Source organism: Staphylococcus sp. NAM3COL9, from assembly GCF_001431205.1.
Classification (GTDB): Bacteria; Bacillota; Bacilli; order Staphylococcales; family Staphylococcaceae; genus Staphylococcus.
Genome location: NZ_LGPC01000011.1, coordinates 568,566 through 585,758 on the forward strand (window position 1 = coordinate 568,566; position 17,193 = coordinate 585,758).

The 17,193-nt window shown below is 33.1% G+C and carries 16 protein-coding genes, 1 riboswitch and 1 other annotated feature; all 16 genes read right to left on the reverse strand.

The features are described from left to right. Positions 1 to 1,284: a glutamate-1-semialdehyde 2,1-aminomutase gene (gene hemL, locus ACA31_RS05690; protein WP_057512388.1), complete on the reverse strand. Its 1,284-nt coding sequence runs from the start codon at positions 1,282 to 1,284 to the stop codon at positions 1 to 3. Positions 1,285 to 1,298: 14 nt separating this feature from the next. Beyond that, positions 1,299 to 2,276 (reverse strand): porphobilinogen synthase, encoded by a 978-nt coding sequence (gene hemB, locus ACA31_RS05695; RefSeq protein WP_057512389.1) that lies wholly within the window; start codon positions 2,274 to 2,276, stop codon positions 1,299 to 1,301. Further along, positions 2,266 to 2,952, reverse strand: a complete 687-nt coding sequence (locus ACA31_RS05700) for a uroporphyrinogen-III synthase (protein WP_057512390.1) — start codon at positions 2,950 to 2,952, stop codon at positions 2,266 to 2,268. Before ACA31_RS05700 ends, hemB begins: the two co-directional genes overlap by 11 nt. 18 nt (positions 2,953 to 2,970) lie before the next feature. Next, on the reverse strand, positions 2,971 to 3,897 hold the full coding sequence (gene hemC, locus ACA31_RS05705; protein ID WP_057512391.1) for a hydroxymethylbilane synthase: 927 nt from the start codon (positions 3,895 to 3,897) through the stop codon (positions 2,971 to 2,973). Between the two features lie 53 nt (positions 3,898 to 3,950). Next, a complete protein-coding gene (gene ccsA, locus ACA31_RS05710) occupies positions 3,951 to 4,787 on the reverse strand; it encodes a cytochrome c biogenesis protein (RefSeq protein ID WP_057512392.1) in 837 nt (278 codons plus the stop codon). A 21-nt stretch (positions 4,788 to 4,808) separates the two neighbouring features. After that, positions 4,809 to 6,140, reverse strand: a complete 1,332-nt coding sequence (gene hemA / locus ACA31_RS05715; RefSeq protein WP_057512393.1) for a glutamyl-tRNA reductase — start codon at positions 6,138 to 6,140, stop codon at positions 4,809 to 4,811. A gap of 171 nt (positions 6,141 to 6,311) precedes the next feature. Continuing rightward, a complete protein-coding gene (yihA, locus tag ACA31_RS05720) occupies positions 6,312 to 6,899 on the reverse strand; it encodes a ribosome biogenesis GTP-binding protein YihA/YsxC (protein WP_057512394.1) in 588 nt (195 codons plus the stop codon). A gap of 150 nt (positions 6,900 to 7,049) precedes the next feature. After that, entirely contained in the window at positions 7,050 to 8,312 is a 1,263-nt protein-coding gene (gene clpX / locus ACA31_RS05725; RefSeq protein ID WP_057512395.1) for an ATP-dependent Clp protease ATP-binding subunit ClpX, read from the reverse strand. A 188-nt stretch (positions 8,313 to 8,500) separates the two neighbouring features. Beyond that, positions 8,501 to 9,811: a trigger factor gene (gene tig, locus ACA31_RS05730; protein WP_057512396.1), complete on the reverse strand. Its 1,311-nt coding sequence runs from the start codon at positions 9,809 to 9,811 to the stop codon at positions 8,501 to 8,503. Positions 9,812 to 9,982: 171 nt separating this feature from the next. Next, positions 9,983 to 10,906: a hypothetical protein gene (locus tag ACA31_RS05735; RefSeq protein WP_057512397.1), complete on the reverse strand. Its 924-nt coding sequence runs from the start codon at positions 10,904 to 10,906 to the stop codon at positions 9,983 to 9,985. A gap of 12 nt (positions 10,907 to 10,918) precedes the next feature. After that, positions 10,919 to 11,530: an NUDIX domain-containing protein gene (locus ACA31_RS05740; RefSeq protein WP_057512398.1), complete on the reverse strand. Its 612-nt coding sequence runs from the start codon at positions 11,528 to 11,530 to the stop codon at positions 10,919 to 10,921. Positions 11,531 to 11,649: 119 nt separating this feature from the next. Next, positions 11,650 to 12,006, reverse strand: a complete 357-nt coding sequence (gene rplT, locus ACA31_RS05745; protein WP_057512399.1) for a 50S ribosomal protein L20 — start codon at positions 12,004 to 12,006, stop codon at positions 11,650 to 11,652. A 49-nt stretch (positions 12,007 to 12,055) separates the two neighbouring features. Then, positions 12,056 to 12,256 carry a 50S ribosomal protein L35 gene (gene rpmI / locus ACA31_RS05750; RefSeq protein ID WP_002507378.1) on the reverse strand — a complete coding sequence of 67 codons (201 nt, stop codon included), beginning with the start codon at positions 12,254 to 12,256 and terminating at the stop codon, positions 12,056 to 12,058. Positions 12,257 to 12,283: 27 nt separating this feature from the next. Continuing rightward, entirely contained in the window at positions 12,284 to 12,811 is a 528-nt protein-coding gene (gene infC / locus ACA31_RS05755; RefSeq protein ID WP_057512549.1) for a translation initiation factor IF-3, read from the reverse strand. A gap of 22 nt (positions 12,812 to 12,833) precedes the next feature. Further along, positions 12,834 to 12,962, reverse strand: a sequence feature (ribosomal protein L20 leader region). Between the two features lie 62 nt (positions 12,963 to 13,024). Next, complete coding sequence (locus ACA31_RS05760; RefSeq protein WP_057512400.1) at positions 13,025 to 14,509, reverse strand: amino acid permease; 1,485 nt, start codon at positions 14,507 to 14,509, stop codon at positions 13,025 to 13,027. Positions 14,510 to 14,726: 217 nt separating this feature from the next. Then, positions 14,727 to 14,899: riboswitch (Lysine riboswitch) on the reverse strand. A 70-nt stretch (positions 14,900 to 14,969) separates the two neighbouring features. Next, entirely contained in the window at positions 14,970 to 16,907 is a 1,938-nt protein-coding gene (thrS, locus tag ACA31_RS05765; protein WP_057512401.1) for a threonine--tRNA ligase, read from the reverse strand. Positions 16,908 to 17,193: the final 286 nt, after the last annotated feature.

Sequence of the window (17,193 nt, forward strand, 5' to 3'; positions counted from 1 at the left end):
TTATACAATTCGACTTAGAGCAATATCAAATGCTTGTATTGTTTGTTCAATATCAGCTTCTGTATGTGCTGTTGAAAGAAATGTTCCTTCAAATTGGGAAGGCGGTAAGAATACGCCTTCTTTTGCCATTTCTCTATACATTTGACTAAACATTTCTAAGTCACTTTTATTTGCTTGTTCAAAGTTTGTAACCGGCCCTGCATTTATGAAATATCCTATCATAGAACCAGCACGATTTACAGTGATTGGCACATGATGTTTTGCAAAGACCTCTTTCAAACCTTCTTCTAATTTGTCACCTAATTTATTAAAATAATCATATGATTCAGGAGTTAATTGAATTAATGTTTCATAACCGCTCGTCATAGCTAATGGATTACCTGATAGCGTACCAGCTTGATAAATATCACCAGTTGGTGCAATTTGATCCATAATTTCTTTTTTACCACCAATGGCACCGACAGGCAAGCCACCACCAATTACTTTACCTAAACAAGTTAAATCTGGTGTGACATTAAAGTAACCTTGCGCACAATTGTACCCAACTCTAAATCCTGTCATCACTTCATCAAAAATAAGCAATGAACCATATTCTGTAGTGATGTCTCTTAAACCTTGTAAAAATCCTTCAACTGGAGGTACTACCCCCATATTACCAGCTACAGGTTCTACTATTACGCCAGCAATATCGTCACCAAATTCTTCAAATGCAACTTTTAACGCATCTAAGTCATTATATGGAACTGTGATTGTATTTTTCGCAATACCTTCAGGCACTCCTGGAGAATCAGGCAAACCAAGCGTTGCAACGCCGGATCCTGCTTTGATTAATAGTGAGTCACTATGACCATGATAACAACCGATAAATTTAATGATTTTATTACGACCAGTATAACCACGTGCTAAACGCAGTGTATCAAGTGTTGCTTCAGTACCTGATGATACCATACGTATTTTTTCAATAGATGGCACACGATCGATAACGAGTTCAGCTAATTTATTTTCTTGTAGTGTGGAAGCGCCAAAACTTGTACCATTATCCACTGCTTCATGAATTTTATCAATTACCTGCTTGTTTTTATGTCCTAAAATTAAAGGCCCCCAACTTAGAACATAATCGATGTACTCATTACCATCAATATCATAAATTCTTGAACCTTCACCATGGTCCATAAATATTGCTGGTGTATCTACTGATTTAAAAGCTCTTACTGGACTATTGACACCACCGGGCATCAATTGTTCAGCTTTTACCATCGCCTTTTCAGAATTAGTGTAACGCATTCTATATAACCTCCTTATTGTTCATCAATATATCTACAAATATCTTTTGAAAAATACGTAATAATTAAATCCGCGCCTGCACGCTTCATTGAAACCATTTGTTCCATAACCACTGCTTTTTCATCAATCCAACCATTAAGTGCAGCTGCTTTTGTCATGCTATATTCTCCACTTACATTATAAGCAACTATAGGTACGTTTGTAGTATTTCGAACATCTCTAATGATATCTAAGAAACTTAGAGCAGGTTTAACAATCATCATGTCAACGCCTTCTTTTAAATCACTGTCAAGTTCTCTAAGTGCTTCTCTTCTATTTGCAGGATCCATTTGATATGTTTTGCGATCACCAAACTGTGGTGTAGATTCTGCTGCATCACGGAAAGGCCCGAAGAAACTAGAAGAATATTTAATACCATAACTCATAATTGGCACATTATAATAACCAGCTTCATCTAGACCTGCTCTAATTTCAGCAACAAAGCCGTCCATCATGTTACTTGGCGCAATAATGTCAGCACCAGCTTCAACTTGAGAAATTGCAGTCTTAACGAGTAATGGTAGTGACTTATCATTATCAACATCATTCGTGTCATGATTAATCACACCACAGTGACCGTGGTCTGTATATTCACATAAACAGGTATCCGCAACGATTAATAAATCACTGTACATAGACTTCGCTTTTCTAGTCGCTGCTTGTATGATGCCATTATGATCATAAGCACCTGTACCAACTTCATCTTTTTTATTTGGCACACCAAAAAACATGATGCCTCTTATGCCTAAATCATACGCTTCCTTAATTTCTTCATCTAATAAATTCAAACTGATTTGGTAAATACCAGGCATGGATTTAATTTCTGTTTTCACATTATCACGTTCAACTACAAATATTGGATAAATCAAATCTTCTTTGCGAACGTGCGTTTCACTCACCATGTTTCTCAGTGATTTACTACTACGTAATCTTCTGTGTCTATCAAATTGCATTATCTTCCCAACTTTCTAAAGTTTTTTGAACTAATGATTCTAAGGTTTGGATTTCTGACATCGTGCCTTGAACATTAAATATATTTAATGTGTCCAAAGTTTGTTGGCCAATGGCAAAATAATTGTTAAAAGGTATATATTGATGACTTTCAAAAAAATATCGTACAGCTGATGAACTCGCAAAAGTAATAGCATCCACTTTATTTTCAGCTATGAGATTTAAGACTTCGTTTATATTCACAGTATGTGGAACAGGTTTATATAAGTCAATTTTTCTAACTAAATAGTCTTGTTGTTTTAAACCATTTTGTAATACGGTTCTTGCTGCTGCGCTTGATGGTAATAAAATGCGACTACCTTTTATCGCTTCAAACTCCTCAAGAAAGCCTTCTTGTGAATAGTCTGTGGGACAAAATGAAACATCTAATCCTAAACTTTTACAATAATCAGCTGTTTTTTCACCAATTACTGCAATCTTTTGTATTTTTAATTTAGGTAAATACGGTTGAAAATGTTTCACAGCTTTTTTAGACGAAAAAATAAGCCAGTCATAGTTAACATCCAGCAAATTCAAATCAAAGGATAACGGTTCTACATCTATGAAGGGCTTGTGTAGAATACATGTATCTTTTTTGTTAAATTCACTAGTTTGCGTCATTACTATCACTGGTCTCATTATTTTCACCTCAAACGATTATTGTTCTTCGTTTAGTGCCTTTATTATTTCATATGCACCTTGTGCATTTAGTACTTCAGTTACTTTTTCACCGATTTCAATTGGATTCTCTCCGCGCTCAGTATGCTCATAACGTTCTTTACCATCAGGAGACATAATTAAGCCTGTAAATTCGATTGTACCATCACTACTTTTCGTAGCGTAGCCACCGATTGGAACTTGGCAGCTGCCGTTCATGCGCTCTAAGAATGTTCTTTCAGTAGTAACACAATCCGCTACATCTTCATTGTGAACTTGGTTAAGTAATGCTAACAGCTCTTCATCATCCGCCCGACATTCAATACCTAAAGCGCCTTGTCCGATGGCTGGTATTAAAGTCTCTTTATCTAAATAAGTTGTAACGATATCATCTGACCAGCCCATACGTTTCAAACCAGCAGCTGCAAGTAAAATTGCATCAAAATCTTCAGTTTCTAACTTACCTAAACGTGTATCAATATTGCCACGTATCCATTTTATTTGTAATTTAGGATATTTTGCAAGTATTTGAGCACCACGGCGTAAAGAACTTGTACCTACGATACTGTTATCTGGAAGCTCATGCAAAGGAACATGGTTCTTAGCAATATACGCATCAAATGGATTTTCACGATCCGGTATGCAACCTAGTGTTAATCCTTCTGGTATGACACTAGGTACATCTTTTAAGGAATGTATCGCCATATCTATTTCATAATCAAATAATTCATTTTGAATTTCTTTTACAAAAAGCCCTTTACCGCCTACTTTAGATAATTGTTTATCTATAATACGATCGCCTTTTGTTACTATTTCTTTAATTTCAATATCTAATTCTGGATTAACTGCTTTTAATTTTTCAATAAATTGTTGGCTTTGAGTTATAGCTAACTTACTTCTACGTGAACCAACGATTAACTTACGCATTAGGCGCAACCTCCTAGAAATGACTATATTTAACAATCAACTTTTTTCAGTAATCACATTCCTGTCCATTGATGAAAATCAGATATATGAGAAGCAAAAATCAAGTTAATCATACTTAAGCAAAATAAGCTGAGGTTAAAATAAATCAAATTATGTTTGCTTAACGTACGTCTTACTCTAAAGATGATATACAAACCATACAGCAATGCAATAATTATAGACATCACTACTTTAGGATCTTTCAATATGTGTATACCTAAAGTGTTTATACCCCATTGTGTACCTAAAATGATACTTAATATGATAAATATAAAACCAATCAAACTACTATAAAACACAACTTGCTCTAGTGTAGCTACACTACCGATTCTAAAATATTTTTGATTAAATCGTTTTTGCTTTAAATTTTTATACTGTATTAAATATAATATACAATTAACAAATGCAAAAGCAAACAGGGCGTAACTTATAATTGCAAAGGCAATATGTACTATTAACAATTCGTTTATAATACTTAATTTAGCTCCTGCACTCTGATAATGCATAGGTTGAAACGTATTTATAGCAATTAATACAAAACCAATTAAATTAAATAAAAATATCGAAAAATTTATTTGCTTGATGACACTAATCACTATAGAAATAGAGATAATTAACCAAGCTAATGCAAAAAACACATCAAAAACATTACCTAATGGAATTTGATTCGTTACATTAGCATAAATAGATAAAGAGATTGTTTGTAACACCCAAACAATCCCTAATGTAACAAAACCAATTTTTCTAACTTTATAATGCTTTTTCACAAAATCAAAAAAGTAACAAGCAATACTAAATAAATAAATTAATAATATAAGTTCATTTAATCTTATAAATGAAAATTCTTGCATATTATCACCATTTGCATGTGCTTATTCAAAACTTAAGATTTGACTAGTTGCCACTTCACTTCTTCTTTTTTTAGTTTCATAAGCCTGTTCAGCTTCAATGTCAAAAATGTTTTGAAATAGCTCTAATTTTTCGTTACTATTTCTATCATTACTCAATTCTTTAGCTTGTTTGATTGGATCTTTCAACATTTGATTAATAATACTTTTAGTATGTTTTGAAATGATTTTACGTTCTCTCTCAGTTAGGGCAGGCAATTTTCTATCAATACTATCCATAGTCTCTTCCTGAATATTCATTGCTTTTTCTCTTAAGGCACGAATAACAGGTACAACGCCTAACATACTTACCCATTCATTATGTGCAACAATTTCTCCTGGGATTCGTTGCATAATATCATTCGCTGCTAATTGACGTTCTCTGAGATTAGCATCCACTAATCCTTTCAAGTCATCTACATCATAATTAAATACATCTTGAATTGTATTAATATTAGGTTCTATGTCTCGTGGAACAGCAATGTCTATTAAAACAAGTGAATCGCTTTTACGTTCTGTTGAAATAGTACGTATCATATCGTTTGTCACAATATATTCGTCTGAACTTGTTGAACTGATAACAATATCCACATTAGCTAAAAGTTTGGGTAATAATTCCATTGATTCAAATTTCACATGATGTTTCATTGCCAATTTTTGAGCTTTACTCAACGTTCTATTAACAACTGTAATATCTGTGACACCTGAACCAATTAAATTCAAGAGTGATAATTCACTCATATCCCCTGCACCGATAATCAAAGCTTGCTTGTTGTTAATTTTGCCAAATACTTTTTTACCTAGTTCAACAGCCGCATAAGAAACACTTACTGCATTGTCTGCAATATCTGTTTGATTATGAGCTTTTTTCGCAAATGTAATTGCTTGTTTGAAAAGATGATTAAATATAGTACCTGTTGTATCTTCTTCTTGAGCTAATAAGAATGCATCTTTAATTTGTCCAAGAATTTGAGTTTCACCAAGAACAACAGAATCTAAACCTGAAGTAACACGCAATAAATGATTTACTGCGTCGTCCCCCACTTTTACTTCAGTCATTTCTTTAATATCTTCAACATCAAATCCAAATGATCTCGCTAAAAAACGTTGTATATAATAACGACCAGTATGAATTTGATCCGCAACTGCATATACTTCTGTGCGATTACAAGTTGATAATATAACATTTTCTAAAATAGATTTTGTTTCAAATAAATCAACATTGGCTGAACGTATGGCATCATCTTTAAAAGCAACTTTTTCTCTCAATGCTACATCTGCTGTACGATGATTTATGCTAACCGCAATTAAATGCATTTATAACGCCCTCCATACATATTACAATAAATAAATTATAACACAATTACGTCATGAGTTAACCATCTTGCTCGAGTAAATTATAATTCTTCTAATTTACATTCAAAATGTTGTCATAATTGTACTAAACTCAACCTATTTAAATCAAAACTTATAATTTCACTGTAATGATTACAAATAACTTTCAATCATATTCCAAATTTTTTGTTGCTTGTCTTTTTTAATTGAAGAATAGCTTATAATCTCGTCCTCAGCTTCCATTTCTAATTTTTGCTGAATCTTCGCTAAATGCTTCTGTACTTTACCCTTAGCAATTTTATCTTCTTTTGTAGCTACAATAAGGGTCGGGATTTCATAGTGTTTAAGATAATTGTACATAATGATATCATCTTCGGTTGGATTATGTCGTAAATCTACAAGTTGAATTACAAGCTTCAATGATTCTCTTTGAGAAATATACCTTTCTATCATTTTTCCAAATGCTTCACGTTGTGATTTACTTACTTTCGCATACCCATAACCAGGCACATCAACAAATACAAGTTGATTATCTATATTATAAAAATTAAGGGTTTGTGTCTTACCAGGTCGTTGAGATGTTCTTGCCATATTCTTCCGACCAATCATGCTATTGATAAACGTTGACTTACCAACATTAGATCTACCACTTAAGCCAACTTCACTTAAACCAGTCTCTGGATATTGTTCCGGTTTTACTGCACTAATTAATAATTCTATTTCATTAGGATTAACTTTCATTATCGTCCCTCTTTTCTTCTGAACTCATTGTTTATTATATTACACTATGAGTTCTATGAATATGTATTTTTATATTATCTATGCTTTCATTTTAAAAAATAAATGCCCTAAGTTGCATATATACAACTTAGGGCATTCGATTCACCTAATTTAAGCAGAAGTTTGTTCCTTGTTTACAAGGTTACCTTCTTTATCGTATAGTTCAGGATTTTTTTCATCATTAATTGTTTCTTCTGTAATCACGACTTTTACAACACCTTCAGATGAAGGTACATCATACATAATATCAATTAATGCTTCTTCTATAATTGAGCGAAGACCACGTGCGCCTGTTTTACGTTCAATTGCTTTATCACTAATTGCAGATAATGCTTCATCAGTAAATACCAATTCCACATCATCAAGCTCTAACATTTTAGTATATTGCTTCACTAAGGCATTTTTAGGTTGAGTTAGAATATTTTTAAGTGCGTCTACATCTAATGTTTCTAAATTAGCAACAATAGGTACACGACCGATAAATTCTGGAATCAAACCGTAAGATTGTAAATCTTCAGGTCTGATTTGTTCAAGTATTGCATCTTCATCATATTTTGAAGCTTCACTACTTGCAAATCCAATTACTTTCTCACCCAATCTACGTTTAATTACTTCATCTATACCATCAAAGGCGCCACCAAGAACGAACAAAATGTTTGTTGTGTCAATTTGAATTAGCTCTTGATTAGGATGCTTACGACCGCCTTGAGGTGGTACGCTCGCAGTTGTGCCTTCTAAGATTTTAAGCAATGCTTGTTGTACACCTTCACCAGATACATCACGTGTAATAGATGTATTTTCTGATTTTCTAGCTATTTTGTCAATTTCATCGACATAAATAATACCTTTTTCAGCTTTATCAATATCAAAATCAGCTGCTTGCATTAAGCGTAGTAAGATGTTTTCAACATCGTCACCTACGTAACCAGCTTCAGTTAAACTAGTAGCATCAGCAATTGCAAAAGGTACATCTAATGTTCTAGCCAATGTTTGTGCTAAGAGTGTTTTACCACTACCTGTAGGTCCAATTAAAGCGATATTACTTTTTTGTAATTCAACTTCATCTTCACTTGGTCCTATATTCTGTACACGTTTATAATGATTGTAAACAGCTACAGCTAATGATTTCTTAGCCTTTTCTTGACCGATTACATAATCATTCAATTTGTTCATAATTTCTTTTGGAGTTGGTAATTCAGTTAATCCTTCAGTTTCTGATTGAGCTAATTCTTCTTCTACAATCTCTGAACATAACTCTATACACTCATTACAAATATAAACGCCACTTCCTGCAACTAGCTTTTTAACTTGATCTTGATCTTTGCCACAGAAAGAACATTTTAAATTTTCTTCATCTTCATTAAATTTAAACATTCTATTTACACCCCTATTCCCTAAAAAATATACTAAATAGCATTTTAATATGCAACTTACAACTTTCACAAGTTATTTGCTTTAAAAATAGTGTAGCAGATACATTATTTGAATGCATCTGCTACTAGTTTACTATATTAAACGACCAACATATAATTCACAAAATAATTTGCTCTTTTTATATTTAGTTACGCTTCAGAGTCATCTTTAGATGGTTCTACTAATTTTGCTTCTTTAACTAATAAATCGATAACATTTTGGATACGAACATCATTTTTAACAATATCAGTATTACCAAGTGTTTGTTTAATATCTTCTACTGACATATTAAATTGTCCACTCATTTTTTCTAATTCTTTATCGATATCAGCATCAGTTACTTCAATTTCTTCAGCATCAGCAATAGCAGTTAATGTTAAGTTTGTTTTAACACGTTCTTCTGCATCATCTTTCATTTGTTCTCTTAATTGCGACTCATCTTGACCAGAAATTTGATAATAAGTTTCTAAATTAAGACCTTGTTGTTGCATACGTTGACCAAATTCTTGAACCATACGATCTAACTCAGTGTTAATCATAGCGTCTGGAATTTCAACTGAAGCATTATTTGATGCTTTGCTAATAGCTTCTTCTTTTTGATTATTCTCAGCATCAGTTTCTTTTTGCTCAGTTAGTTTTTTACGTAAGTTTTCTTTATATTCATCAACAGTGTTCGCTTCTGCGTCTAATTCATTCGCAATCTCATCTGTTAATTCTGGAACGTCTTTATATTTAATTTCATTTACTTTAGCTTTAAAAGTAGCTTCTTTTCCAGCTAATTCTTCAGCATGGTATTCTTCTGGGAAAGTTACAGTAACATCTTTTTCTTCTCCAATTTTAACACCAACTAATTGTTCTTCGAATCCTGGAATAAATGAACCTGAACCAATTTCAAGATCATAGCCTTCAGCTTGTCCACCTTCAAATTGTTCGCCATCAACGTAACCATCAAAGTCGATGTTAACTGTGTTACCATCTTCGACAGCACCATCTTCTTTAACTACCATTTCAGCTAAGTGGCCTAATTGATGATCAATTGATTCTTGTAATTCTTCTTCAGTTAATTCAACATTTTGTTTTTCAATTTCAAGACCTTTATAGTCTCCTAACTCAATTTCAGGTTCAACTACTACACTCGCTTCGAATGTCATATCGCTACCTTTTTCCATTGTAGTTACATTGATTTCTGGTTGATCAACTGGTTTAATTCCAGTTTCGTCAATAGCTTCACCATAAGCTTCTGGTAATAAGATATCAACGGCATCTTGATATAGTGCTTCTACGCCAAAGCGTTGTTCAAAAATTTGGCGAGGTACTTTTCCTTTACGGAAGCCTGGCACGTTTATTTGTTTAACTACTTTTTTGAAAGCTTGATCAATTGCTTTGTCTACTTTTTCTGCTGGAACTGTAACGGTTAAAACTCCTTCGTTACCTTCCTTTTTTTCCCAAGTTGCTGTCATGTATAAAAACCTCCATGAATATCCTATTTTATTTTTTCAACTTCATTATTATATCATACGTCAATGCTCTACACAAACACTGAGTTTACAAATCATATTGAATGAATAATTGAAATTAATTTAATTATTATTTTACTACTATTATTTATTACCCAAAAATATAAATATTAATTATTCATGCATATCAATTGAAGTAATTAAATTAACAATAGAATTAGTTGTGTCTAAACTTTCTAAGCCTAACATTGATTTGAAATAGTTTGTGTAAGCTTCAATCCATTCATTTTCAGATGCTATGCCTTCTATATCTAACGGATAAAGTAAAATAGCATGGTTGTTCATTAGATGAAGTGCTTCCTCTACAATTTGTGCCGCATCATCTTCCATTTGATTAATGACTTCTGGAATAATTTTAATCTTAAACAAAGTTTGTTCAAGACCAGAAAGATGATTTGGGTTTACTTCAACTGTATAACCAAATTTCTGAACGCGAATGTTTTGATTGTATCCGGCAAAACGTAAATATTCAAGCATTATACTCACAACATTCGGTGCAAGTTCAATTTCATTAATAATATTTACCACTGTTTCTTGATAACGATACTGATTATGATCTATTAAAGTTAAGACTGTATGAATTTGTTCACGTAGTGACAACGACTCAAAATCACGGAGCATTTCTGCTGCATGCGCATTATGTTTATCAATTTGACTTAAGGCATATTCTTTTAATGGAAATAGTTCCATTCTCGTTTTATGATCATTGACTTCATCAATAATTTGATTAATGACGTCAACGACTTCAAAATATTGTCCTAATCCGTTTAAACTTTTCACGTAATAAACCATAAGATCATCATACTTAGTAATACCTTGTTTAAGTAATATGATAGCTTCTTCACGCAGTTCAAGATAATGCCCCATCTTGTATAGCATGCCACATTTCAATAGAGACATTGGCTCATCTAATTCAAATTGCTTTTCAAAATCTTCAAACAGTTCATACATTTGATCTAATTCATTATTGTTAAAAGATTGTTTGATTTCTCTTATTAGTTTATCTTTTGAACGTGGAAAAGGAATGATATCAGACATTTTTATGCACCTCTATTGTATTGACTGTAATATTAATGTACTCCATGTTTCAAAGTCATCATAATTATCTATTTTGCTTTGATTTACCCATTTTATTTTTAATGTATCTGTTTCTTTAGCTTCCACATCATTACTATTCACTTTAATTTTAAACACTACGCCTAAATGAACTTCACCAACTTCATTGGTATCATCATTAATAAAACCTATGTATGCTAAATTTTGTGATTTACTTTCTGAAAGACCTACTTCTTCTTCAAGTTCTCTTTGTGCATTAATTCGTAAGACTTCATTGATAGATCCAGCACCAATAACATCGTTCATATGTCCACCAACACCGATAGAGGATTGACCATGCAAACGTGATTCTCCACCACCTGATAAGCGTTCATATACTAAAATTTCATCATTCTCATTTTCTAAAATACAATAAGAAACCAATTGTTTATATGTAGGGTCTTCCTCCATATCTCCACGACGCTTAATTTCATACTTTGAAAGTGCGTCAAAGATGTCTTGACCCTTTTCAGAATTTTTATCAAGAAAACCGTTAAATTGATTCTTCTCACTATTAAATAAAATTGTTCTTGGTACTACTGTAATCATTTCATCAAATTTAGACATAAGTTTCTCCTTCATATATGACTTCTTAGCCATTTTATCAAATGATAGTTATTTATCAAAATGTTAATCGATACAAAAATAAAGAGATGTACAGATTTGTACATCTCTTTATTTGAGAATTATTTTAAAGCGTCTTTAGCTTTAGCAACTAATTCACCGAAAGCTTTTTCATCTGCAATAGCAATTTCAGAAAGCATTTTACGGTTAACATCGATTCCAGCTTTTTTCAAACCGTTCATTAGTCTTGAATAGCTCATGTCATGTTGACGTGCAGCTCCGTTGATACGTGTAATCCATAATCTACGGAAATCACGTTTTCTTTGACGACGGTCGCGGAATGCGTACTGTCCTGATTTCATTACTTGTTGTTTTGCTACTTTATATAAAGTTCTTTTTGAACCAAAGTAACCTTTAGCTAATTTAATCGTCTTTTTACGACGAGCTCTTGTTACCGTTCCACCTTTAACACGTGGCATAATAAATTCCTCCTCAAAATATCTTCAATCTATTTTTATCTGTCGTTACTTATTTTTTATAAGCTAATAATTGTTTAACGCGTTTCATATCTGATTTACTCACTAATGAAGCTTTACGTAATTTACGTTTTTGCTTAGTCGTTTTGTTTGCAAACATATGTGAAGTGAAAGCTCTAGAACGTTTTAATTTACCTGAACCAGTTCTTTTAACACGTTTTGCTGCTCCACGGTGTGTTTTCATTTTAGGCATGATTCAATTCCTCCTGTAGTATCTTTTTTATTTTTCGTTGAGTGGGTTAAGCATGATGAACATTTGGCGTCCATCCATTTTAGGTCTTTGCCCAATCGTAGCGATATCTTTACATTCTTCTGCAAATTTTTCTAATACGCGTTGGCCTATTTCTTTATGCGTAATAGCACGCCCTCTGAAACGAATTGAAACTTTACATTTGTCGCCTTTTTCTAAAAATTTACGTCCGTTCTTCAATTTAGTTTGGAAATCATGTTCCTCAATTGTAGGACTCAAACGAATTTCTTTAAGGTTAATAACTTTTTGTTTCTTTTTCATTTCTTTTTCTTTTTTCTGTTGTTCGAATTTGTACTTACCATAATCCATGATTTTCGCAACAGGTGGTTTAGCATTAGGCGACATAATAACTACATCAAGTTCTACACGCTCTGCCATTTCTAAAGCTTCTGTTTTAGATTTAATACCAATCTGTTCTCCGTCATGTCCGATTAAACGTAATTCTTTTGCACGAATCTTTTCGTTAACTTGAGTCTGATCTTTTGCTATGGTTGACACCTCCAAGATTTTTACGAAATTATCCCAAGAAAAAGAGCGAGTATATAATATACCCGCTCTTCTTTATACACAACAATGTCGTATATATATAGACCTGCCAACTACTATCAGTGTCGCAACAGGTGAGAAGCGGGAGCTTCTACTTGGTTCGTTTCGTATTCAACATTACCTATCTTAGCAACAATTGATTGGAAAGTCAATAGATTTTTCTATTTATTTATCGTCCATTTTAACATTTTGTCTTAAATCTACTTGTTCCAATGGTACTATTTTTGTTTTATAACGTAGTTTATGATAAAAGAAGAATGCTAAGAATACTGGAATACCCATATATGTGATAACAAATCTATTGAGATTAAATTTTCCTGATTGGATGAAATCAACATCTTGTCCAATAATTACAAGCACACACAAGATACCTGCAAAAATAGGACCAAACGGGAATAATTTAGCTTTATATTTTAATTTCGATTTATCATAGTTTTGTTTATCAAACGCTTTTCTAAATCTGTAATGACTGACTGCAATACCAACCCAAGCAATAAAACCAGTCAGACCACTTGCAGCAACTATATATTCATAAGCATCACCGCTTAAATGTTGTAGTACAAAGATAATTACAACGATTGCTGCCGTAACAAGTAATGATACGTATGGCACGCCACTTCTATTTGTTTTACCAAATATTGGATATGCGAGTTTATCTTTACTCATTGAATATAGCATACGAGTTGAAGCATACATACCTGAATTACCTGCTGATAATACTGAAGTGAGTATAACAGCATTCATGAATGAGGCTGCAAATGCGAGCCCTGCATTTTGAAATACAAGTGTAAATGGTGAAGTTGAAATATCATCCCCGCCACCCATAAGTGATGGGCTATCATATGGTATCAACATACCGATTACAAAGATTGCAAGAATATAGAATATTAATATTCTCCAGAAGACTTGTTTAATCGCCTTAGGAACTGCGCGCTCTGGATTTTCAGACTCTCCTGCTGTAATACCAATGAGTTCAGTACCTTGGAATGAAAAACCTGCTACTAAGAACACACCTAAAATCGCTAAGATACTTCCCCCAAAGCCATCACCTAAAATAGGACCATTACCTTGAGTGAACGTGTCAAAACCAACAAATTCTCCACCCATAATACCGACTATTGTTAATAAACCGATAGCAATAAAGATAATCACAGTAACTACTTTAATCAAAGCAAACCAATATTCGCTTTCGCCAAATACTCTAACAGACAATGCATTCAGCCCAAATATGATAATTAAGAATAGACAGCTCCAACTCCATGCTGGAATACCTGACATTGGTGTCCAATACTGTATTACTTGTGCTGCAATCGTTACATCGGCTGCAACTGTAATTACCCAGTTAAACCAATAGTTCCAACCTAATGCAAATCCTAGAGATGGATCAACAAAACGCGTAGCATATGTACTAAATGATCCTGACACAGGTAAATATGTTGCCATTTCTCCTAGAGAAGTCATAAGGAAGAATACCATCGCTCCAATAATTGCAAAGGCTAAAAGCGCACCTAAACCACCTGCATCATGTATTGCACCACCAGAAGTCATAAACAAACCAGTCCCAATACAACCTCCAATTGCAATCATGGATATATGGCGATCTTTCAGACCCCTTTGAACTCCATCATTTTGATTCACTTGTTTTGCCATAGACGCTTCCTTTCCTTAAATATAGAGGTTAACTTACTATATGATTAAGATTCATACTATTTATAGTTTGAGCAGTTTTTCATTGTAATCAAATATATAAATTACACAACAATTATAAATTTCGCTCTTTCCCGTTAACGTATTTATGATAATCATTCGACTAAAAATAAAATGGTTGCATACCTATTAGATATGCAACCATTTTAATAATAGCATTTATATAGGTAGCACATCACGTATGTGACAGTCCAGTTTCTTTCGATAACTGGCCCAACCTGTATATTTAATGGACAATACAAGTTTCGGCATCTTCACCTTTCTATTATTCAACATATGCCCCATTCGGCTTCTGAATAATTACTCATTGAAAATGCAACCTCTAACTCAAATTTAATTTTAATATGAATGTATATTACTTCACTATTCTGTAATATACATGATTTCCTCTGGAGTTTCAAGACTATCTTTGCTTTTTCAATCTAATCTCATCAAGTAAATTCCAAATGAATTCTTCTTTTTCTAGTGTTTCTTGATCTTGTGAACCATATTTACGTACATTCACTTCATTATTTTCTACTTCTTTGTCCCCTACAACAAGTTGGTAAGGTGTTTTTTGCATTTGCGCTTCTCTAATTTTATAACCCATTTTTTCATTACGGTCATCAATTTCAACTCTAACACCTTGCGATTTAAGCTCGTCTTGAATGTGTCTAGCATAATCATAATGTAAATCAACATTAACAGGTATGATTTCTACTTGTTTTGGCGCTAACCACGTAGGGAATGCTCCTTTTGTTTCTTCAGTTAAGAATGCAACGAAACGTTCCATAGTAGAAACTACACCACGGTGAATGACTACTGGTCTATGTTGTTCTCCATCATTACCAATATAAGTTAAATCAAATTTTTCTGGTAATAAGAAGTCTAATTGGGCAGTAGATAATGTTTCTTCTTTACCCATAGCAGTTTGAACCTGTACGTCAAGTTTCGGACCATAGAATGCTGCTTCTCCTACTGCTTCTTCATAATCTAAGCCGAGTTCATCTGCCGCTTCTTTTAACATACTTTCTGCTTTATTCCACATGTCATCGTCATCAAAGTATTTTTCTTTATCTTCAGGATCTCTATAACTTACACGGAATTTATAATTTTCAAAGTTGAAATCCTTGTAAACATCAATAATTAAATTTACAACACGTTTGAATTCTTCTTTAATTTGGTCGGGACGTACAAAAATATGTGCATCATTTAATGTCATTCCGCGGACACGTTGTAAACCAGAAACCGCACCACTAGATTCATAACGGTGCATAGTACCTAATTCAGCAATTCTAATAGGCAATTCACGATATGAATGGGGTTTGTTTGCATAAATCATCATATGGTGTGGACAGTTCATTGGTCTTAATACCATTTCTTCGTGTTCATCTAATTTCATTGTTGGGAACATGTCTTCTTGATAATGATCCCAATGGCCTGATGTTTTATATAAATCAACGTTAGCCATCACAGGAGTATAAACATGGTCATAACCCATACTTACTTCTTTATCTACAATATAACGTTCAATTTCACGACGAATTGTAGCACCGTTAGGCAACCAAAGTGGTAAACCCGCACCTACTAAAGGATTGTTAGCAAATAGTTCTAAGTCCTTACCAATTTTACGGTGATCACGTTCTTTGCGTTCCTCCAACATTTTCAAATGTGCTTTCAATTCTTTTTTATCGAAAAATGCTGTGCCGTATATACGTTGTAACATTTTATTATCACTGTTTCCACGCCAATAAGCACCAGCTGTCGATAATAATTTGAATTCTTTTATTTTAGAAGTAGATGGCACATGAACACCACGACATAAATCCGTGAACTCACCTTGAGAATATAAAGTCACATTTTCATTTTCTGGAATAGCATTGATTAATTCTTGCTTATATGGATCGTCTGAGAAAAATGATTTAGCTTCTTCTCTTGAAACGACTTTACGTTCAATTGAATAGTTTTCATTAACAATTTGTTTCATTGTTTTTTCTATTTTTTCAAAATCATCTGATGAAATACTTTCTTCCATATCAAAGTCATAATAAAATCCCCCATCAATTACTGGGCCAACGCCAAAATGAACATTACCATATAATCGTTTTAAAGCTTGTGCCATAAGATGTGCAGTGGAATGACGTAACACTTCTAGCGCTTCATCAGAGCCAGGTGTTACGATTTCAATTGATCCATCTTCGTCAATGGGTCTAGTTAAATCTATTAATTGTCCATTTAATTTACCAGCTACAGCTTTTTTTCTTAATCCTGGACTTATAGAATGTGCAATATCTTCTGTAGTTGTACCTTTGTCAAACACTTTTGAATTGCCATCTGGAAATTTAATATTTATTTGCTCCATAAAAAACCCTCCTATTTATTCAAGCACTTAAATCAAAAAGAAATGATGTTTATACTGAATTAGACTCAAAAACAAAAAGACCCCATCCCTAAAAAGGGACGAGGTCTTCGCGGTACCACCCTAAATTAAAGTTATGATGTATTTGACATACATAACTTTACTCTACGTAAGATAACGGTCTTGAGCCGGATGTTCATTACAATATCAATTATAAAGTAGTAACGAATTAACTTACTTACCAGCATCTCATCTTTTACTAGCTCTCTGTGAAGTAGTGGTTTATTCA